This is a genomic window from Stenotrophomonas sp., assembly GCF_032061965.1.
GTDB lineage: Bacteria > Pseudomonadota > Gammaproteobacteria > Xanthomonadales > Xanthomonadaceae > Stenotrophomonas.
Map to the genome: position 1 here is coordinate 1 of NZ_DAMBEF010000056.1, position 19,522 is coordinate 19,522.

18 protein-coding genes are annotated in these 19,522 nt (G+C 63.8%); 8 read left to right on the forward strand and 10 right to left on the reverse strand.

The window, feature by feature from the left end; translation table 11 throughout:
- Positions 1-350: 350 nt before the first annotated feature.
- Positions 351-1,079: an SURF1 family protein gene (locus RT460_RS17875; RefSeq protein ID WP_313320920.1), complete on the reverse strand. Its 729-nt coding sequence runs from the start codon at positions 1,077-1,079 to the stop codon at positions 351-353.
- Positions 1,080-1,136: 57 nt separating this feature from the next.
- Between RT460_RS17875 and RT460_RS17880 the strand changes: the two genes are divergently transcribed.
- Complete coding sequence (locus tag RT460_RS17880) at positions 1,137-1,355, forward strand: twin transmembrane helix small protein (RefSeq protein ID WP_312916472.1); 219 nt, start codon at positions 1,137-1,139, stop codon at positions 1,353-1,355.
- 104 nt (positions 1,356-1,459) lie between these two features.
- On the opposite strand, the gene RT460_RS17885 is transcribed toward RT460_RS17880, so the two are convergent.
- The 6 genes from RT460_RS17885 to RT460_RS17910 all read right to left on the reverse strand — a co-directional run bounded on the left by RT460_RS17885 (position 1,460) and on the right by RT460_RS17910 (position 6,197).
- Complete coding sequence (locus RT460_RS17885; protein ID WP_313320922.1) at positions 1,460-2,335, reverse strand: cytochrome c oxidase subunit 3; 876 nt, start codon at positions 2,333-2,335, stop codon at positions 1,460-1,462.
- Between the two features lie 22 nt (positions 2,336-2,357).
- Positions 2,358-2,948 carry a cytochrome c oxidase assembly protein gene (locus tag RT460_RS17890; protein ID WP_313320924.1) on the reverse strand — a complete coding sequence of 197 codons (591 nt, stop codon included), beginning with the start codon at positions 2,946-2,948 and terminating at the stop codon, positions 2,358-2,360.
- Positions 2,945-3,082, reverse strand: a complete 138-nt coding sequence (locus tag RT460_RS17895; RefSeq protein WP_313320925.1) for a hypothetical protein — start codon at positions 3,080-3,082, stop codon at positions 2,945-2,947. The genes RT460_RS17890 and RT460_RS17895 overlap by 4 nt, the downstream gene beginning before the upstream one ends.
- Before the next feature lie 10 nt (positions 3,083-3,092).
- Positions 3,093-4,703: a cytochrome c oxidase subunit I gene (ctaD, locus tag RT460_RS17900; RefSeq protein ID WP_313320927.1), complete on the reverse strand. Its 1,611-nt coding sequence runs from the start codon at positions 4,701-4,703 to the stop codon at positions 3,093-3,095.
- Positions 4,704-4,764: 61 nt separating this feature from the next.
- Positions 4,765-5,706, reverse strand: coding sequence for a cytochrome c oxidase subunit II (coxB, locus tag RT460_RS17905; RefSeq protein WP_313320929.1), 942 nt, complete (start codon positions 5,704-5,706; stop codon positions 4,765-4,767).
- A gap of 17 nt (positions 5,707-5,723) precedes the next feature.
- Positions 5,724-6,197 carry a DUF2244 domain-containing protein gene (locus tag RT460_RS17910; protein ID WP_313320931.1) on the reverse strand — a complete coding sequence of 158 codons (474 nt, stop codon included), beginning with the start codon at positions 6,195-6,197 and terminating at the stop codon, positions 5,724-5,726.
- A gap of 50 nt (positions 6,198-6,247) precedes the next feature.
- Here RT460_RS17910 and RT460_RS17915 point away from each other — a divergent pair, with 50 nt between their 5' ends.
- The 3 genes from RT460_RS17915 (at position 6,248) to RT460_RS17925 (ending at position 10,701) form a co-directional block, all read left to right on the forward strand.
- A complete protein-coding gene (locus RT460_RS17915) occupies positions 6,248-6,511 on the forward strand; it encodes a hypothetical protein (protein ID WP_313320933.1) in 264 nt (87 codons plus the stop codon).
- Positions 6,489-9,707 carry a bifunctional proline dehydrogenase/L-glutamate gamma-semialdehyde dehydrogenase PutA gene (gene putA / locus RT460_RS17920; protein ID WP_313320935.1) on the forward strand — a complete coding sequence of 1,073 codons (3,219 nt, stop codon included), beginning with the start codon at positions 6,489-6,491 and terminating at the stop codon, positions 9,705-9,707. Before RT460_RS17915 ends, putA begins: the two co-directional genes overlap by 23 nt.
- A gap of 262 nt (positions 9,708-9,969) precedes the next feature.
- Positions 9,970-10,701, forward strand: coding sequence for a ThuA domain-containing protein (locus RT460_RS17925; protein ID WP_313320936.1), 732 nt, complete (start codon positions 9,970-9,972; stop codon positions 10,699-10,701).
- 134 nt (positions 10,702-10,835) lie between these two features.
- Here RT460_RS17925 and RT460_RS17930 read toward each other — a convergent pair whose 3' ends face one another.
- On the reverse strand, positions 10,836-12,266 hold the full coding sequence (locus RT460_RS17930; protein ID WP_313320938.1) for an outer membrane protein transport protein: 1,431 nt from the start codon (positions 12,264-12,266) through the stop codon (positions 10,836-10,838).
- Between the two features lie 200 nt (positions 12,267-12,466).
- Between RT460_RS17930 and RT460_RS17935 the strand changes: the two genes are divergently transcribed.
- The gene (locus tag RT460_RS17935; RefSeq protein ID WP_313320940.1) at positions 12,467-13,159 is read left to right on the forward strand and encodes a rhomboid family intramembrane serine protease; all 693 of its coding nucleotides are present in this window, start codon (positions 12,467-12,469) and stop codon (positions 13,157-13,159) included.
- Between the two features lie 39 nt (positions 13,160-13,198).
- A complete protein-coding gene (locus RT460_RS17940; RefSeq protein ID WP_313320942.1) occupies positions 13,199-13,522 on the forward strand; it encodes a DUF1820 family protein in 324 nt (107 codons plus the stop codon).
- 208 nt (positions 13,523-13,730) lie between these two features.
- On the opposite strand, the gene RT460_RS17945 is transcribed toward RT460_RS17940, so the two are convergent.
- Positions 13,731-15,257 carry a S41 family peptidase gene (locus RT460_RS17945; protein WP_313320944.1) on the reverse strand — a complete coding sequence of 509 codons (1,527 nt, stop codon included), beginning with the start codon at positions 15,255-15,257 and terminating at the stop codon, positions 13,731-13,733.
- A gap of 118 nt (positions 15,258-15,375) precedes the next feature.
- Entirely contained in the window at positions 15,376-16,602 is a 1,227-nt protein-coding gene (locus RT460_RS17950; RefSeq protein ID WP_313320950.1) for a peptidoglycan DD-metalloendopeptidase family protein, read from the reverse strand.
- A 159-nt stretch (positions 16,603-16,761) separates the two neighbouring features.
- Here RT460_RS17950 and RT460_RS17955 point away from each other — a divergent pair, with 159 nt between their 5' ends.
- Both RT460_RS17955 and RT460_RS17960 read left to right on the forward strand, forming a co-directional pair.
- On the forward strand, positions 16,762-17,418 hold the full coding sequence (locus RT460_RS17955; RefSeq protein ID WP_313320946.1) for a hypothetical protein: 657 nt from the start codon (positions 16,762-16,764) through the stop codon (positions 17,416-17,418).
- A gap of 56 nt (positions 17,419-17,474) precedes the next feature.
- Positions 17,475-19,187 (forward strand): M20/M25/M40 family metallo-hydrolase, encoded by a 1,713-nt coding sequence (locus RT460_RS17960; RefSeq protein WP_313320948.1) that lies wholly within the window; start codon positions 17,475-17,477, stop codon positions 19,185-19,187.
- Positions 19,188-19,522: the final 335 nt, after the last annotated feature.

Below are 19,522 nucleotides of genomic sequence, written 5' to 3' on the forward strand. Positions count from 1 at the left end.
GATTCGGGATTCGGGATTCGGGATTCGGGATTCGGGATTCGGGATTCGGGATTCGAGATTCGAGATTCGGGATTCGGGATTAGCAAAAACAGAGACAGAGGCAGGTGCAAGGGCTTGAAGCACCCCTCCCCGACCCTCCCCTTCACCTTCGGTGAAAGGGAGGGGGAAATTCAACGGCAACGGCAACGGCAGAGACCGAGGCCAAGGCCAAAGCCCAAGCGACGGCTAGGCGATCTGCCCCCTCCCTTTGGCGTAGCCAAGGGGAGGGCTGGGGAGGGGTGCTTTGGCTTTGGCTTTGGCTTCGCTCCTGCTCCAAACCAATCTCCAATCCCGGCTCCCCAATCACCGCCTCACCCCCCACCCCCCAACTTCCTGCGCCTCCTGAACTGCAGTACCAGCGCAATCAGCAACACCGCCAAGGCCATCGCGAACCATTGCACCGCATAACCAAGATGCCGCGAAGGCGGCAAGGTATTAGGCAGCAGGTCCAGGTCACGCGCGTATCCCAGCGACATTGCCGGATCCAATCGAAGCACCTTCGGCGCCAGGACAGTGCCATCCAGCTTCAGTTCGGCAGCAATCGCCGCCAGATCGATGCGCGTGGCCAACCAGGTCTGCCGCTGCGCGGCCGGGATCAATGCAGGACCCAGGGCAATGCCGGTTGCCGGCGCCGGTGCCCACAGGCCCTGCACCGTCTGCGTGCCCTGCAGCGGGTTGATGTTCGGCATGCTGCGATCCGCCGGCAGTGGCAGCCAGCCCAGATCGACCAGCACCGTCGTACCGCCAGCAGCGCGCGCCAACTGGTAGATCTTGATGCCGGCGCGGCCGTCGCGCAGCTGGTTGTCCAGCAGTACCGTGCCCGGCAGGAACTGCAGCCGGTCCGCTACCCAATGCAGGGCGTCTGGCGCGGCGGCAGCCTCGGCAAGGCTGACCGCAGCCTCGCGCCCTGGTGGCAACTGCGCGAGCAGGGCTTCTTTCTCGTGCATGCGCTGCAGCTGCCAACCGCCCAGCGCGCAGAACAGCGCCGCTACCAGCAGTGCCAGGACCCAGCCGAAAATGGCCGTGTGCTGTCGCGTCATGACAAGCTGCCGCCAAGCGGGTGATATAGCACTGCCTTCCCACCGAACGAGCCACGCATGAATGATTCGTTGAAGACCCTGCTGGTGATCGCGTTCTTGATCGTCATCGTCTGGAATCTTGGAGCCGGCCTCTATTACCTGATGATCGATCGCGGCCAGACCAAACGGACGGTCAATGCGTTGACGCGGCGTATCGCGCTGTCAGTAGTGCTGATTCTTCTTGTCGCGCTGGGCATCTATACCGGGTGGATCAAGCCGCATGGTGTTGGCGGCTGATGAAGCCGTGATTGGAGAGGTGGGGATTGGGGATTTGCAAAGCAGCTCCCCGCGATCTCCCAGATCGCTACCAATCCCCAATCCTTACTCCCCAATCCCCGCCGTCAAAGCACGTAGACGAACAGGAACAGCATCAGCCACACCACGTCGACAAAGTGCCAGTACCAGGCAGCAGCTTCAAAACCAAAATGGTTGTCGCGGGTGAAGTGGCCCTTGGCGGCGCGGAACCACATCACCGTCAGCATGATCGTTCCCAGCAGCACGTGTGCGCCGTGGAAACCGGTCAGCATGAAGAACGTCGAGCCGTAGATGCCCGAACCCAGGGTCAGGTTCAACTCCTTGTAGGCGTGGATGTATTCCTCGGCCTGGAAGAACAGGAACACACAGCCCAACGCCACCGTCGCCCCCAGCCAGATCAGCAGCTGCTTGCGGCTGCCCGCCTTCAGCGCGTGATGGGCGATGGTCAGGGTCACGCCGGAGGTCAGCAGGATCAAGGTATTGATCAGCGGCAGGCCCCAGGCCGGGATGGTCTGGAAGGCGCCGCCGATATCGGCCGGGCCGTTGGTCGGCCAGGCGGCCGAGTAACCGTCCCACAGGTACTCATTGGTCAAGACGCCATGGCCCTCACCCCCGAGCCACTGCAGGCCCATGTTGCGTGTATAGAACAGCGCGCCGAAGAAGGCGGCGAAGAACATCACCTCGGAGAAGATGAACCAGATCATCCCCATCCGGAACGAGCCATCCACTTGCCGGTTGTAGTTGCCACCCACCGATTCGCGGATCACATCGCCGAACCAGAGGAACAGGGTGAACACCAGCATCGCCACACCGGTGAAGAAGGTCCAGCGGCCCCAACTGGCGTCATTGAGCCAACTGGCGACCCCGACCATCATCACCAGCATCGCGATCGATCCTACAAACGGCCATTTGCTGCTGCTTGGCACGAAGTAGACGTTGGGATCATGCGTGTTATGGGCCATGGCGTTGCTTCCGGGTCCGTGATCAAGGGGCTGCATGGGCAACGGTCACGGCGGTTGCCGGGGCCAGCTGCTCGGTCAGCGCATCATTCTTGTAGAAGGTGTAGGACAAGGTGATCGTATTGACGTCGGCCGGCAGGTCCGGGTCGACGATGAAACGTACCGGCATCTCGCGCTTTTCCCCTGCCTGCAGGGTCTGCGCGGTGAAGCAGAAACATTCGGTCTTGTTGAAGTAGCCCGAGGCCCGTGCCGGCGCCACCGAGGGCACCGCGCTACCAACCAGCGCGCGTTCGCTATCGTTGCGGGCGAAGTAGAGGGCCTCGTTCAACTCACCCGGCACCACGTCCATCGTCAGCTTTTCCGGATGGAAGGCCCAGGGCAGCTTGGAATTGACGCCCCCATCGAATTCCACCCGCACCGTGCGCTTGCTGTTGGCGGCATGCGTACTCGCGCCTTGCGTGGTGGCGCTGCGTTCAAGCCGCACACCAAACACCTTTTCGCAGGCGATGCGGTACAGCGGCACCAGCGAGAAGGTCAGCACGAACACCGCAAAGGCCACGCCGATCAGCCGGCCAAGGCCGGCATTGGGCTTGGGTGCGGGCGCCGGGCTGCTCAACTCGCCAACACACCGGACAGGATGAAGCCGACATACACCGCCACCGCGATCAGCCCAACCACCACCGCGGTACGCCGTGCGCGCCGCTGCCGCACTGCCAGTTCATCAGCCTGCAATCGCTTGTTGCTGCTCATCGCGGCCTCCTCAATGGGTTACGTCGTCATGCGCCAGATCGCCCGGCTTGATGACCGGCGGCACGGTGAAGGTATGCGCCGGCGCTGGCGACGGGACGGTCCACTCCAGGCCCTTGGCACTTTCCCAGACACGTGCTTCGGCGCGCTTGCCGTTGCGCAGTGAAGACAGCAGGATGCCGGCCATCAGGAACGGGGTAACGAACATGCCGAACGCGCCGATCGAGCTGATCAGGTTCCAGTCGGCGAACACCGGGTTGTAGTCCGGGATACGCCGCGGCATACCGGCCAGACCAAGGAAGTGCTGCGGGAAGAACAGCAGGTTGACGAACACCATCGTCCACCAGAAATGCACCTTGCCCCAGAACTCGTTGTACATGCGACCGGTCCACTTCGGCCACCAGTAATACACCGCCGCGATCAGTGCCAACACCGCACCGGTGACCAGCACGTAATGGAAGTGCGCCACCACGAAATAGGTGTCGTGGTACTGGTAGTCGGCCGGCACGATGGCCAGCATCAGGCCGGAGAAACCACCGATGGTGAACAGGATCACGAAGGCGATGGAGAACAGCATCGGCGTTTCGAACGTCAACGAGCCCTCCCACATCGTGCTGACCCAGTTGAACACCTTCACCCCGGTCGGGATGGAGATCAGCATGGTGGCGAACATGAAGTAGATCTCGCCCCCCAGCGGCATGCCCACCGTGAACATGTGGTGCGCCCACACGATGAAGGACAGGAAGGCGATGGCGGCGGTGGCGTAGACCATTGCCTGGTAACCGAACAGCGGCTTGCGGCTGAAGGTCGGCAGGATCTCGCTGACCACGCCGAACGCCGGCAGGATCATGATGTAGACCTCGGGGTGCCCGAAGAACCAGAAGATGTGCTGGTACATCACCGGGTCACCGCCACCGGCGGCATTGAAGAAGCTGGTGCCGAAGAACTTGTCGGTCAGCAGCATGGTCACCGCACCGGCCAGCACCGGCATCACCGCAATCAGCAGGAAGGCGGTGATCAGCCAGGTCCAGCAGAAGATCGGCATCTTCAGCAGATCAATACCAGGGGCGCGCATGTTGAGCACGGTGGCGATGATGTTGATCGCACCCATGATCGAGCTGACACCGGCCACGTGGATGGCGAACACGCTGAAGGCGACGTTGTAGCCGCCCTGCAGCGACAGCGGCGGGTACAAGGTCCAACCACCGGCAGGTGCGCCACCGGGCAGGAACAAGGTCACCAGCAGCATGCCGAAGGCCACCGGCAGCAGCCAGAACGACCAGTTGTTCATGCGTGGCAGCGCCATGTCCGGCGCGCCGATCTGCAGTGGGATCATCCAGTTGGCCAGGCCGACGAACGCCGGCATCACGCCACCGAAGATCATCACCAATGCATGCACGGTGGTCATCTGGTTGAAGAATTCCGGCTTGACGTACTGCAGGCCGGGCTGCGCCAGCTCCAGGCGGATCACCACGCTCATCGCCGCACCGATGATGAACATCGTGAAGCTGAAGAGCAGGTAGAGCGTGCCGATGTCCTTGTGGTTGGTCGAGAAGAACCAACGCTCGAAGAAACCTTGCTGGTGCCCGTGGTGATCGGAGTGGTCCACTGCGGAATTCGCCATTGCAACTACACCTCGTTATCCGTTTTCAGGCTTCGCGCCGGCGTACCGGCACGCAGTGGTATCAGGCGCCGGCTGCCGCAGGTGCGGCAGGCGTGGCTTCCGGTTGCGGTGCTTCCGGGCTTGCTTCAGGCGCAGCTTCCGTGGCCGGCGCGGGCGCGGCCTCAGCCGGTGCAGCGGGGGCCGTCTTGCGCGATGCCAGCCAGGACTTGAACTCGTCCTTGGACACGGCCTTGACCACGATCGGCATGAAGCCGTGGTCCTTGCCGCACAGCTCAGCGCACTGGCCGCGGTATACGCCTTCGGTTTCGATATTGGTCCAGCGCTCGTTGATGAAGCCCGGCACGGCGTCCTGCTTCCAACCCAGCGCCGGCACCCACCATGCATGGATCACGTCGTCGGAGGTGATCACGAAGCGGACCTTGGTATCCACTGGCAGCACCAGCGGGTTGTCCACGTCCAGCAGGTAATGCGGGTCGGTGGCCATGGTCGGCACGCTGCCGCTTTGCCGCACTTCGTCGGACTTGCGATCAAGGCGGCTGGTGAAGGCGACATCCTCGCCCATGTACTCGTACTTCCACATCCACTGATAGCCGGTGATCTTCACCGTCATCTCGGAATCGCGGGTGTCGTACATGGCGATCAGCTTGGCCGTGGCCGGCCAGGCCATCACGATCAGGATGATGATCGGGATGACGGTCCAGATGACTTCCGCCTTGGTGTTGTGGGCGAACTGCGCTGCCACCGCACCTTTGGACTTGCGGAACTTGAAGATGGCATAGGCCATGGCGCCGAACACCAGCACGCCGATTACCGTACACACCCACAAGGCCACCATGTGCGCGTCCCACGCCATACGCGAGGTATGGGTGACGCCCTTGCCCATGTTGAGCTGCCATTCCTTTGGATCGGCCGACTGCGCCCATGCCACCTGCGCCGACAGCATCATCGCTGCCGCTGCCAAACCGTGTTTCAACTTCGCGCCCCACCCGCTGCATTGCTTCATTGCCTAGACCCTTGACGTCATCGGTTGCAGCCATTGCTGGCTGCGAGCAAGCCTTCAAGTGTCACCGCAAGTTCCCGACGTTCTGCGGGCGCGAGGAAACTCCCCACTTCGACCCGCTTGCCGCTGGAAACCAGCAGGACCCGTTCCTTCCCGGCAACCACCCGCACCCAATAAGGGTGTGCGCGGAACACCGGCGAAACTCCGGCTGCGGGGATTACCTCCACGCAGTCCGGTCCTACCCGGATCTCTTCCCGGCGATTGCTGCTGCGCCAACACGCACGCAGGGCAGCGGCCACCAGGAAGCCATGCAACAACGCGAAGGCAGGGGCCAAGACGTTACCGGACAACCAACCCAAACCTGCCGAGAACGCCATCAAACCTGCCAACGCCGCAAACAACTGGACGAACTGCCGAGCACTCAGTGCCCGTGGGGGGTGCAGCACCAGCTGCGTCCCTGAGCCATCGCAAACCTGCCGAAGCACCTGGATCATCGCAGCCGCGTCCATACCGCGGAAATCGAGTTCGATGGTAGCCCTGCCCAATGGCAACCGGCAAGCTTCCATTCATCAACGTCATCAATGCTGCAGTGCACACTGAAATTGCGTCGATATCGCTCAACCTCGGCGTTTTAGATGACGGAATTGGCACAATAATTCCGAGCGCCACATATTTTGCCGAATCGCCCACGCACCAACGTTTTTCCGCAACAAATTGGTGGAAAAAGGGACTAGGAAAACTTCCAGTCCGGATTAAAATGGCCGAATCCAACTGTGGCCGAGCGCATGAACGCAACACCTCCTCTTGATGTCGCCTTTCCCCCTGTCGCGGGCCTGCCGCTGCTGAGCCCCGAGCTGCCGCCGTCACCGCCGGCGCTGCGCCAGGCCATCACCGATGCCTGGCTGAAAGATGAGGCCAGCCACGTGCGCGAGCTGCTGGAACAGGCCCGTCTGCCAGCCGCCGAGCAGGCGCAGGTCCAGGCCACTGCCGCCGACCTGGTGCGCCGCGTGCGTGCCCGCGCCAAGAACCAGGGCGCGATCGAGGCCTTCATGCGCCAGTACGACCTGGGCAGCGAGGAAGGCGTGCTGCTGATGTGCGTGGCCGAAGCCCTGTTGCGCATTCCGGACCAGGAAACGGCCGACAAGCTGATCCGCGACAAGCTGGGCGAAGCCGACTGGAAGCGCCACATGGGCCAATCCGATTCGGTGCTGGTGAACGCCTCGACCTGGGGCCTGATGCTGACCGGCCATCTGGTTGATCTGGCCGATGCCACCAAGCGCGACGTGCACGGCGCCTTCAAGCGCCTGATCGGCCGCGTGGGTGAGCCGGTGATCCGCCTGGCCGTGCGCCAGGCCATGAAAATCATGGGCCACCAGTTCGTCATGGGCCGCACCATCGACGAAGCACTGTCGCGTTCGCACAAGGGCGACAACAGCAACTACCGCTATTCCTTCGACATGCTCGGCGAAGGCGCGCTGACCATGAAGGATGCGCTGCGCTACCTGGAAGACTATCGCCGTGCCATCCACGCCATCGGCAGTGACAATATCGCCCGTGGCGGCAAGGCCGATGGTGACGTCACTGCCTCCCACGGCATCTCGATCAAGCTGTCGGCGTTGTATCCGCGCTATGAACACGCCAAGCGTGAGCGCGTGCTCAAGGACCTGGTGCCGGGCGTGCTGGAACTGGCGCAGCTGGCCAAGTCCTACGGCATCGGCTGCACCGTTGATGCCGAAGAAACCGACCGCCTGGAACTGTCGCTGGACATCATCGAGCGCGTGGTCAGCGATGCCTCGTTGAAGGGTTGGGAAGGCTTCGGCATCGTTGTGCAGGCCTACCAGAAGCGTACGCCCTACACGATCGATTACCTCGCCGACCTTGCCCGCCGCATCGGCCACAAGCTGCAGGTGCGCCTGGTCAAGGGCGCGTACTGGGATGCGGAGATCAAGCGCGCGCAGATCGAGGGCCTGCCCGGCTACCCGGTGTTCACCCGCAAGCAGAACACGGACGTGTCCTACATCGCCTGCGCCAAACGCCTGTTCGGCCACAGCGATGCGATCTACCCGATGTTCGCCACCCACAATGCGGCCACCATCGCCGCCATCAAGCAGATCGCCAAGGGCGGTGTCTACGAGCACCAGAAGCTGCATGGCATGGGCGATGACCTGTATGCCGAAGTGATTCCGGCCGATCGCTTGAACGTGCCGTGCCGCGTGTACGCACCGGTCGGCTCGCACGAAGACCTGCTGCCTTACCTGGTGCGTCGCCTGCTGGAAAACGGTGCCAACTCCAGTTTCGTCAACCGCATCACCGACGAAGACGTGTCCATCGACGACCTGATCCGCGATCCGGTCGAGGCCGTGTCTTCGTTCGCCTCCATTCCTCACCCCAAGATCCCGCTGCCGGTTGACCTGCTGCGCAGCCAGAACCACGACAGGACCAACTCCATGGGCATCAACCTCGCCAACGACAACGAACTGCGTGCCCTGGCCGAGCAGCTCAACGCCGCCATCAAGCCTTGGCAGGCCGCACCGCTGGTGCCAGGCTCCAACACCACCGGTGCCACCAAGCAGGTCACCAACCCGGCCGACCAGCGTCAGGTTGTCGGCCAGTGGCAGGCGTCCGATGCCGCCACCGTGCAGAAGGCGCTGGCCAATGCCGTGGCCGCACAGCCGGCCTGGAACCGCACCCCGGCCGCCAGCCGCGCTGCCATCCTTGAGCACGCCGCCGACCAGTTGGAAGCCCGCATCGCCGAGTTCATGGCGCTGTGCGTGAAGGAAGCCGGCAAGAGCCTGCCCGATGGCGTCGCCGAAGTGCGCGAGGCGGTGGATTTCCTGCGTTACTACGCCAAGCAGGCGCGTGACCAGTTCGGCGCAGGCGAAAAGCTGCCCAGCCCCACCGGCGAAAGCAACGAGCTGCAGCTGCACGGCCGTGGCGTGTTCGTCTGCATCAGCCCGTGGAACTTCCCGCTGGCGATCTTCATGGGCCAGGTGGCCGCCGCCCTGGCCGCCGGCAACAGCGTCATCGCCAAGCCGGCCGAACAGACCAACCTGATCGGTTACTACGCGGTCAAGCTGCTGCTCGATGCCGGCGTACCGGAGGGCGTGGTGCAGTTCGTGCCGGGCTCCGGCTCGGTGGTGGGCGCTGCCCTGACCGCCGATCCGCGCGTGGCCGGCGTGGCCTTCACCGGCTCGACCGACACCGCTCGCCTGATCAACCGCACCATGGCCGCACGTGACGCCGCTATCGGCGTACTGATCGCCGAGACCGGCGGCCAGAATGCCTTCATCGCCGACTCCTCGGCCTTGCCGGAACAGCTGGTCAAGGACGCCATCGGCTCGGCCTTCACCTCCGCCGGCCAGCGTTGCTCGGCAGCGCGCGTGTTGTTCGTGCAGGACGACATTGCAGACAAGGTGATGGGCATGCTGGCCGGTGCGATGGCCGAACTGAAGGTTGCCGACCCGGGCGAGCTGTCCACCGACGTGGGCCCGGTCATCGACAACGATGCCCTGCAGATCCTCGAGGACCATGCCGTGCGCATGGACAGCGAAGCCCGCCTGATCGCCACCGCACCGCTGTCCGAAGCTGCCGCCCACGGCACCTTCTTCGCACCGCGCGCCTACGAGCTGAAGGATCTTGGCCAGCTGCACCAGGAGATCTTCGGGCCGGTGCTGCACGTGATCCGCTGGAAGGCCGATCAGCTGGACGCAGTGATCGACCAGATCAACGCCACCGGCTACGGCCTGACCCTGGGCGTGCATTCGCGCATCGATGAAACCGTTGACCGCATCGCATCGCGCGTCAACGTCGGCAACGTCTACGTCAACCGCAACCAGATCGGTGCGGTGGTCGGCGTGCAGCCGTTCGGTGGCCAGGGTCTGTCCGGCACCGGCCCCAAGGCCGGCGGCCCGCACTACCTGCTGCGCTTTGCCACCGAGAAGACGGTGACGGTGAACACCACCGCCGCCGGCGGCAATGCTTCGCTACTGACGCTGGGCGACTGATTCAAAAGTCGCAGCGTGATTGAGAAAGGCCCCGCGCAAGCGGGGCTTTTCGTTGTGGGAGAAACGAACAAGCAACGTGTGCGGGAGGGTCTGTTTGGTCTTCTCGCTCCGGCTTGATGGCGGCTCTTTCCTCGCAGGCGACCGAGACGGTGGGGAGAGAGAGTTCCAGTTGCCTGCGCCTTCCGTTCCACCCGCAACCAACATCCTTCCCCATCCCCCAATCCACTAGACTCCCAGGCACACCCGCAACGGATACCTGCCCATGCGCGGCATTGCCCTCGCCAGCTGCCTGAGCCTGCTGGCCACGCTCTGTACACCGATTGCCAGCGCACAGGACGCCGGACGCATCCTGATCTTCAGCAAGACCGCCAAGTTCCGCCACGACTCCATTCCCGTGGCGATAAAAACCCTGCAGCAGCTGGCCGAGGAACAAGGCCTCCAAGCCGACCTCAGCGAGGACGCAGCACAATTCACCACCGATAATCTGGCCCGCTACCGGGCGGTGGTTTTTGCCAGCACTACCGGCGATGTATTGGACGAAACGCAACAGGCCGCCTTCGAGCACTACATCGGCAACGGTGGCGGCTACATGGGCGTGCACGCGGCCGCCGACACCGAATACGACTGGCCCTGGTACGGGCAACTGGTCGGCGCCTGGTTCCGCAACCATCCTGCAGGTCTGCAATCGAGCCACGTGCAGCCGGAACGCGACAGCCAGCCCAACGGTACGTCATGGGCAGTCCGCGATGAGCTGTACAACTACCGCGACAATCCTCGCCCACGGGTACAGGTGCTCGCTACAGTGGATGAAAGCCAGTATCAGGGCGGCACGATGGGCAAGGATCATCCGATCAGCTGGTGTCACCGCGTCGATGGCGGCCGCAGCTGGTACACCGGTCTGGGCCACGACGCGTCGCTGTATGACATGCCGCAGTTCCTGGCGCAGCTACGGCAAGGCTTGCGGTACGCCAGCGGGCTGAGCGGGGACTGCTGAGCAGTCCTGCGGTCGCACCCGGCGCCCGCCAGGAGCGGCACGTGGTGCCGGTTTCAGCGCAGCAAACCGAGCGCCCTACAAACAGAAAGCCCCGCTTGCGCGGGGCTTTCTGCATGCATCAACTGCCGGTTCGATTAGAACTTGTAGTTGACCGAAGCGGCCAGGATGTCGCCGCCCACATCGTACTTGCCCTGCAACACGTTGCCGGTAGCCGACGTGACGTTGATCGCCGGCTCGTTGGTGAACAGGTGGGTGTAACCGAAGTTGAACTCGGTGTTCTCCGACGGGGTCCAGCCCAGGCCCAGCGAAACCCACTTGCGGGTCACGTCCGGCACGCGCACATCGCGGTGCGCATAGGTGGTCGGGCTTTCGTCATAGGCCAGACCGCCACGCAGGGTGATGGTGTCGGACAGCTTGTACTCGGTACCGATCGAACCGAAGGTGGTGTCTTCGTAGTGGAAGCCCAGCTTGTTGTCCGGCTGGTTGGAGGCGAAGTCCACGGTCACTTCGTCGAACGCCGGCTTCCATGCGGTGCGCGAGATATCGCCCATCACGGTCCAGCGATCATTGATGCGGTGGGTAACGCTCATCGTGACCGAAGCCGGCAGGGTCACGGTTGCCTTGCCCGAGGTATCGATGAAGGTACCCGGTGCGGTCTGTGCCAGCAGCGCCGCCGTTGCCGGGGTCACGTCGAAGTTGGCCTTGCCACCGGTGATCTTGTGCTCGACCTTGGAACGATAGCTGAAGGCGATGTTGGTGTTTTCGGTCGGGCTCAGGGTGGTGCCCAGCACGTAACCGACGGCGTTGTTGTCGCCTTCGATCTTGACGAAGCCGTCAGCACTGCCCGGGTAGAAGCCCAGGGCGGCCATCTGCTGTGCAGCGGCCTGCGCGGCGGCCTGGGCCTGCGCTGCACCGCCACCGGCGGCCAGAGCGGCCGCAGCAGCCTTCTGCTGTGCGGTGCCGTTGATCACCGAACCCATGTCCAGTGCATTGGACAGTTCGATGGTCAGGTGCTCGACGAACACCGACGCGCCGAAGGACACGTACGGATTGACGTCATAGGAGAACGCTGCACCCAGGTCGATGGCCTTCAGGTCGGTCTTGACACCGCTGTAGCGGCCTACCCAGTTGCGGTCGTATTCGGTGGTGAAGCCGAACGGCACGGTCAGAGAAATACCGAAGTGCATGTTGTCGTTCTCACCGAACGGCACATGGAAATAGGCTGCCGGAACCGCAGCGATCATGCCGGCGTCGCCGCCATTGCCGCCGCTGATCGGGGTGCCATTGGAGTTGTAGCCGCCGAACTTCTCGAAATCTGCCGAGAAGCTGATCGCGCTGACGTCGGCCTGGAACTGGCGGCCGTCAAGCAGGCGCATCGAAGCGGGGTTGGTGGCGACGACCGAAGCGTCGTCCCATGCGCTGGTCGAGCCAGCGAAAGCGCGGCCCAGGCCCTTGGCGCTGTTTTCCTTCAGCTGGAAGGCAGCAGCGTGGGCGTGGCCGAAGGCCAGCACGCCAGCGATGCCGACAGCGATAGCAGTAACGCGGGCAATTGCAGTAGCGGTCATAGTCGAAGCTCTCTCCGTAAACGGTAATGGTCGTTTTTGCGCCTGCACTCCCTTCCACCTGGGTGGTCGGAGGTGCGCCGGAGTCCCCTCCCGACATACGACGCCGTATGCAGTATACGCAGAGCGGTTAACAAGACAATAACGCCGTAAGAAGAATTTGCGGCCCAGCCGGGGCGCGTCCGGGTTAGGCTTCCGCACCCATGTTCGTCTCCATTCCTTCCCGCAATAAGACAGGCCTGCGCTGGGCCGTGCCGTTGCTGTGCCTGGCACTGCTGGCCGCCTTCCTGTGGTCAATCTCACGGCCGGATGAGGCGCGCCGTTCACTTTGGTTGGCCTGGGGCGCCTTGGCCACCGGCCTGGCGACGCCACAGGAATGGTGGGCTGCACTGCGCGATGGCAGCGTACTGCGCCTGTTCACGGCCCTGTTCCTGCACGCGGACTGGTCGCACCTGCTGGGCAACCTGGTGTTCCTGCTGATCTTCGGCCTGCCTGCGGAGCGGGTGCTGGGGCCGTGGCGGCTGTTGTTGTTGTTTCTGTTGGGCGGGGCAGCGGCCAATCTGGCAGCTTTGTACGTGATGGGCTCCCCCGAGCGCAGCATCATCGGCGCCAGCGGCGCGGTGTCGGCGTTGATGGGGACGTATCTGGCGCTGTTCCCCGGTGCTCGCCTGGGCGTGGTGCTGCCGCTGGGCCTGTTCCTGGAGTTTGTGCGCGCGCCCGCCTTCCTGCTGATCGGCGTGTGGGCCGGGCTGCAGGTCGTCTTCGCCTATATCGGGCCCAGCTTCGGCATGGTGGCGTGGTCAGCGCATGTGGCCGGTTTTCTGTTTGGCATCATCTACGGCCTGTATGTGCGCGCCGCGATCGCGCGCCGCTTGCGCAAGCGCCAGGGGTTCTGATCCGCCTGTTGGCGCGGCCAGGACTTCTATAATCCACACATGAGCAGCAAGCCCCTCTACAAGATCACCTTCCTCAACCACGGCAAGGTCTACGAGTTGTTTGCGCGGCACGTGGGCGGCAGCCACCTGTGGGGATTCAACGAGATTTCCGAGCTGGTGTTCGACGTCCATGACGGCCTGGTCGTTGATCCCACCGAAGAGCGCCTGCGCGAGGAGTTCGGCAACACCAAGGTGCTGCACCTGCCGATGCAGAGCATCGTGCGCATAGAAGAAGTAGAGAAAAAGGGCCAATCCGCCATTCGCGATGCCACCACCGGCGAAACGGTGGTCACGCCATTCCCGTTGCCGGGCAAGCCGCGCTGAGCAAACGCAGGGGCATGCTCGGGGCGAGGCCGCAGCGGACCTCGGCATGAAAAGGAGTTCGCCCCTTTACGATCCAATGGCGCCACCGCAGCAGGCATATTCCGGTCATTGAAGCCGCGTGCCGATGCCGCGCAAGCAGCGCTTGCGCGCCCTGTGCTGTGCGCCCACGCGATGGTGCCGGCTACGCCAGGCACCATCGACTCAACGCTTACTTGTCGCCTTCGACTGCGGGCTCGACGGGCACCTTCGGCGGGCTCGTCGGCGCCGGCGACGTTGCGGGTTCGGCCGGCTTGTCTGCCTGCGTCGCGGGAGCCGTGGATTCTGCCGTCGCTTCGGGTTTGCCTGCCTGCGCCGCCGGTGTTTCCGGGCGGCTCGCTCCGGCCGGGGCCGGCGCTGGCTTCGTCGCCGCTGCGGGCTTGGCCTTCGCCGCGGCGGCTGCTGCCGCCGCCACCGAACCCGGATGCTTCAGCTCCTGCAAGGCCGACTGGATCGGCGCGTCGCCGGACAACACCACGCCCGCCTTGCCACCCGCGGTTTCGTCGTCGCCACGCAGGTGACCCGGCAGCTTGGCTTCGCTGTAATCCGCCAGGCTGGCCGGAATGTCCTTGGGCACCGTGGCCGGATCCGGTTGCAGCTCGACGTCGGGCACGATGCCGGTAGCCTGGATGGAACGTCCGCTCGGCGTGTAATAACGCGCTGTTGTCAGCTTCACCGAATCACCGTTGTCCAGCGGCAGTACGGTCTGTACCGAACCCTTGCCGAAGCTGCGGCTGCCAACAACACGCGCACGCTGGTTGTCGCGCAATGCGCCTGCCAGCACCTCGGATGCACTGGCGGAGCCCGCGTCGGTCAGCACCACCACCGGCGCACCATTGAGCAGGTCGCCCGGGGTGGCATCGAACTTGGCATCACTGATGGAAATGCGCCCGCGGGTACTGACGATGCCGCCGTGGTCCAGCAGGTCGTCAGCCACTTGCACCGCTGCCGTGAGCAGGCCGCCGGGGTTGCTGCGCAGGTCCAGTACCAGTCCCTTCAACTTGCCGCCTGCCTGCGTCTGCAGCTGCGTCACATGCTTCTGGAAATCAGCGCCGGTATCGGCCTGGAAGGTGCTGATGCGCACGTATCCGTAGCCCGGCTCCAGCATCTTGCTGCGCACGCTGGTGACGCGGATGGTTTCGCGCACGACCGTGACGTCGAAGGGCTTCTGCCCTTCGCGGGCAATGGTAAGCACCACCTGGCTGCCCGCCTTGCCCCGCAGTGGTTCACTGGCGTTGATCGCGTTGATCGGGGTGCCATCGATGGCGATGATGAGATCACCCGCCTTCACTCCGGCACGAGCGGCAGGGGTGTCGTCGATGGGGGAAACGACCTTCAGCGCATTGTCTTCCTGCAACAGTTCCACGCCGATGCCTTCATAGGCACCGGTCGCCTGCTCGTCAAACGCTTCGGCGTCCTCCTTGTCGAAGTAGGTGCTGTGCGGGTCCAGCTCCAGCAACAGGCCACGCACCGCCGACTGCATCAGCTTCTTGTCATCCACCGGATCGACATAGGCCGCACGCACCGCGTTGTAGACCGAAACAAAACGACGGATCTCGTCCAACGGTACCCGCGAAGTCACTGATTCCTTGGCGTCCGGGTCATCCGCCCTGGATGGTTTGTCCGGTGCGGCCTGCGCCAGCGCCAAGGCGGGCGACAGGGCAAACAGCAGGGCTGCGGCAAGACGGGTTGGACGCATGTACCACTCCATGGGGAAACAGGCACGCGGAGACCGCGCTGAGCCCGATTATGCGCGAACGCTGGCTAAATTCCCGTTGAATACCGGTGCTTGGCCGACAGACCAGTGCGCGCTTGTTCTACTGGCGTTGCAACCAGGTGGCGGGATCCACCGGCTGCCCATTGCGGCGCAGCTCGAAATACAGCGCGGTGACACCCTGTCCACCGGAGTTGCCGACCTTGGCCACGGCGTCGCCCCGGCTGACCCGGGCGCCAGCGTCCTTCAGCAAGGCATCGTTGTGGGCATACAGGCTCATATAGCCGTTGCCGTGGTCCACGATCAGGATCATGCCGTAACCGGTCATCCAATCGGAGAACACCACCGTACCTTCCGCCACCGCGGTCACCGTGCTGCCGGCAGGAGCACCGATCAGAACGCCGGCGCTGTTGCGGCCGTCCGGCAGGCGACCGCCATAGCGGGCCAACAGATTGCCCGACAGCGGCCACCCCAACCCACCAACCCGCGGTCCCGGTGCGTTGGCGACGACACGCGGTGGCGCCTTGCCCTGCGGCCGTGGGGTACTGCGACCTGGCCCGGCAGCGGCCTGCTGGCGGGATTGTTCCGCCGCAGCACGGCGCGCTGCCGCTCGGCGCTCGGCCTCGGCACGGGCAGCGGCGGCCCGGAGGTTGGCCAATACCCGCTCCAACGCCTGCGCATCCTTGCCCAGCGCCTTCTCACGATCAGTACGGTCCTGGAAGCGCTGGTCCAGCTCCGCCACCACGCTGGCACGCTGCCGACGGTCCTGTGCCAATGCTGCTGCCTGCTGGCGTTGCTGCTCATGCGCCTGCCGCAGCTCGGCGGTACGCGTGACGATCTGCTGCTCGGTACTGGAAAGGCTCTCCAGGTCGGCGGTCAACGCGGTGATGGCCTGCGCACGCTCGCGCTGCAGGTAGCGGTGGTAAGCCATGGCGCGATTGGCATCGGCCACGGTGTCCTGCGACAGCAGCAGCTTCAGCGGCGCATGGTTGCCCAACTGGTAGGCGCCCCGCAGCAGGGCCGCCAATTGCCGCCGTTGCCGGGTCAAGCCCGTCTGCAGCTCAGCCTTGCGTTGCTGTAACTGGGTCAGCGATTGCTGTTCCCGCTGCACCGCTGCCTCCGCCTCGGCGACCGCACGGCCGGTACGGGCGACCTTCTGATCCGCCTCGCGCAGGCGCACATTGGCTTGCCCACGGTCAGCTTCGATCTGCCGCCGCTCCTGGCTCACGTCCTTCAACTCACCGCGCAGCTGCTTCAGCTTCTTTTCCGCGTCGCGGGAGCTGTTCTGCGCCGCCAGCGGCCCTGCCACCAAGGCCAGCGCCAGCAACAGACAACCCGCGCGCCAGGGCAGTGTGATGGCTGGGCGCTGAGGACGCAGGCGGGGGTGGAACCAAGGCAATGGCAGTCCTAATGACTTCAGGCAGATGCGGATTGTACTCAAGCATGGTGCCATCGCATCCTGTCCACTGGAATGCCCATGGAGGCCCCCGTGAAACGTGTTCTCCTGCTGCTGGCGCTGGCCGCCAGCGCCCCGCTCGCCCACGCCGCCGATGACATCAGCAAGGTCAACGGCAGCATCCATACCGACGCCGGCGCCAGCTATGGTGACCTGGATACCGTCAATGGCAGCATCCAACTGGCCAGTGGCGTGCGCGCCGGTGACGTGGAAACCGTCAACGGCAGCATTCGTGCTGAAGACAATGTTCAGGCACATGGCATCGAAACAGTGAACGGCGGCATCCGTGCGGGCCAGGGCCTGGTGCTCAGCTCGGGGCTGGAAACCGTCAACGGCAGTATTTTCGTCGACCGTGGCGGCCGCATCGGCGGCAATATCGAAACCGTGAACGGCAGCATCGGCCTGGTAGCCACCGAAGTTGCCGGCAACATCGAAACCGTCAACAGCGACATCACGGTCGGGGTGGACTCGGTGGTCAAGGGCGGTCTCAAGGTGAACCGGCCATCCTTCAGCATTTCACTCACTCCACCGCGCAAGCCCCGCATCATCATCGGCCCCAATGCAGCGGTGGAAGGTGAGCTGGTGTTTGAACGCGAGGTCAGCCTGTATGTGCACGACAGCGCCCGCATCGGCCCGGTCCGCGGCGCTGAAGTCCAGCGTTTCAGCGGTGACAAGGCACCGGGCAACTGACCCGAAGCCACCGCTTCCAGCCTAGAATCGGGACTCCACTGTCTTCCGGAGTCCCCATGCAACGCAAACTGTTGTTGTGCCTGGCCGCCACCGCGGCTTTGGCCGCCTGCAAGCAAGAGCCCGCAGCTCCGCCCGCTGCAGCGCCCACCGCGCCGGCACCGGCGCCCACGCACGCGTTTGCCAGCGCCATCAACGCAGGCGATTTCGGCGAGTTGGTGAAGACACTGGCGTCCGACGAATTCGAAGGTCGCGCACCTGGCAGCCCGGGTGAAGAACTGACGGTCAATTACATCCGCGACCAGATGCAGCGCATTGGCCTGCAGCCCGGAAACGGCGATAGCTGGTTCCAGGAAGTGCCGATGACCGAAACCACGGCCGACCCCAACACCGTGTTGAAGATCCAACGCGGGCAGGACAACCAGGAACTGAAGTTCGGCACCGACATGGTCATTGGTTCACGCCGCGGCGAGCCGGAGATCAAGATCGACGCCAGTGACATGGTCTTCGTCGGCTACGGCGTTGACGCACCGGAACAGAACTGGAACGACTACGCCGGCCAGGATTGGAAGGGCAAGACAGTGGTGATGTTCGTCAACGACCCGGGCTTCCATGTCGACGATGCCAAGCTGTTCGACGGCAAGCGGATGACCTATTACGGCCGTTGGACGTACAAGTTCGAGGAAGCCGCACGCAAGGGTGCTGCCGCCGCGTTGATCATCCACGACACCGCTGGTGCCGCATATGGTTGGGACGTGGTGAAGAACTCCTGGGGTGGCCCGCAGTACGACCTGCCTGCGGCAGAGGACAAGGAGCCGCGCCTGCAGGCGCAGGGTTGGCTGAGCGCCGAAGCCGCTCGCAAACTATTCGCCGATGCGGGGCTTGATCTGGACAAGGCCTACAAGGATGCCAACAAGCGCGGCTTCAAGCCGGTACCGCTGCAGGCCGCGTTGTCGCTGGACCTGAAGAGCACCATTGAGCAGAAGAAGTCACGCAACGTGGTGGGCGTGCTGCCCGGTAGCAAGCGTGCCGACGAAGCCGTGCTGTACATGGCCCATTGGGATCACCTGGGCAAACATGAGGGCGAAGAGGGCGACAACATCTACAACGGTGCCGTCGACAATGCCACCGGTGTGGCCGGTATTCTTGAGATCGCCGATGCCATGGCACACCAGCAGACCCCGCCTGAGCGCTCGGTGGTGTTTCTGGCGGTAACGCTGGAAGAGTCCGGGCTGTTGGGTTCGCAGTATTACGTGAACCATCCGACTTTCCCGTTGGACAAGATCGCCGGTGTGATCAACATCGACGCCATGTCGGTCAATGGTCGCGCCCGCGACATGACCGTCACCGGTTTCGGCAGTTCCGAGCTGGAAGACATTCTCAAGCCGCTGGCCACCGCCAAGGGCCGCACGCTACACGCGGAAACGTCGGTGCAGAGCGGCTTCTACTTCCGCTCCGATCATTTCAACTTCGCCAAGGCGGGCGTGCCTGCCCTGTATGCCGATGGCGGTGAAGACCTGATCGACGGCGGTGTCGAAGCCGGCAAGCGCGCGGCGGAAGCCTACGGCAAGGACCACTATCACGGCCCGAAGGACGAATACGACCCGGCCACCTGGAAGGTAGACGGTGCCATCGAAGACCTGGAACTGCTTTATGGCGTCGGCCAGCAACTGGCTGGTGGTGATGCCTGGCCGAACTGGTATGAAGGCAACCCCTTCAAGGCCAATCGCGACGCAATGATGAAGGGTCGCAGCGGAGAGATCGGCAAGTAAGCGATCCCTTCTTCGGTAACAACGGCGCCTGCTACCTGGGCGCCGTTTTTTTTGGGAGCGTTCTCCCAACTGTCAGCACTACACGTCTGGCAATAATGGATGCCCGTTGAACAACGGCAAAAGCAGGGCTGCGCTGTAGTGCCGAGCCATGCTCGGCAGAGGCTCTACCCACGCAAAGCGCCCCTCACCCCAACCCTCTCCCGTAAACGGGAGAGGGGCTCAACGCGCAGCACCTGTAGTGCCGAGCCATGCTCGGCAGGGGCTTTACCCGCGCAAAGAGCCCTCACCCCAACCCTCTCCCGTAAACGGGAGCGGGGCTCAACACGGGGTTCTTC

Excerpts from the sequence above, each read along its gene's own strand:
- RT460_RS17875 (WP_313320920.1), bottom strand. The coding sequence starts at position 1,079 with ATGACGCGACAGCACACGGCCATTTTCGGCTGGGTCCTGGCACTGCTG.
- RT460_RS17880 (WP_312916472.1), top strand. The coding sequence starts at position 1,137 with ATGAATGATTCGTTGAAGACCCTGCTGGTGATCGCGTTCTTGATCGTC.
- RT460_RS17885 (WP_313320922.1), bottom strand. The coding sequence starts at position 2,335 with ATGGCCCATAACACGCATGATCCCAACGTCTACTTCGTGCCAAGCAGC.
- RT460_RS17895 (WP_313320925.1), bottom strand. The coding sequence starts at position 3,082 with ATGAGCAGCAACAAGCGATTGCAGGCTGATGAACTGGCAGTGCGGCAG.
- ctaD (WP_313320927.1), bottom strand. The coding sequence starts at position 4,703 with ATGGCGAATTCCGCAGTGGACCACTCCGATCACCACGGGCACCAGCAA.
- coxB (WP_313320929.1), bottom strand. The coding sequence starts at position 5,706 with ATGAAGCAATGCAGCGGGTGGGGCGCGAAGTTGAAACACGGTTTGGCA.
- RT460_RS17910 (WP_313320931.1), bottom strand. The coding sequence starts at position 6,197 with ATGATCCAGGTGCTTCGGCAGGTTTGCGATGGCTCAGGGACGCAGCTG.
- RT460_RS17915 (WP_313320933.1), top strand. The coding sequence starts at position 6,248 with ATGGCAACCGGCAAGCTTCCATTCATCAACGTCATCAATGCTGCAGTG.
- putA (WP_313320935.1), top strand. The coding sequence starts at position 6,489 with ATGAACGCAACACCTCCTCTTGATGTCGCCTTTCCCCCTGTCGCGGGC.
- RT460_RS17925 (WP_313320936.1), top strand. The coding sequence starts at position 9,970 with ATGCGCGGCATTGCCCTCGCCAGCTGCCTGAGCCTGCTGGCCACGCTC.
- RT460_RS17930 (WP_313320938.1), bottom strand. The coding sequence starts at position 12,266 with ATGACCGCTACTGCAATTGCCCGCGTTACTGCTATCGCTGTCGGCATC.
- RT460_RS17935 (WP_313320940.1), top strand. The coding sequence starts at position 12,467 with ATGTTCGTCTCCATTCCTTCCCGCAATAAGACAGGCCTGCGCTGGGCC.
- RT460_RS17940 (WP_313320942.1), top strand. The coding sequence starts at position 13,199 with ATGAGCAGCAAGCCCCTCTACAAGATCACCTTCCTCAACCACGGCAAG.
- RT460_RS17945 (WP_313320944.1), bottom strand. The coding sequence starts at position 15,257 with ATGCGTCCAACCCGTCTTGCCGCAGCCCTGCTGTTTGCCCTGTCGCCC.
- RT460_RS17960 (WP_313320948.1), top strand. The coding sequence starts at position 17,475 with ATGCAACGCAAACTGTTGTTGTGCCTGGCCGCCACCGCGGCTTTGGCC.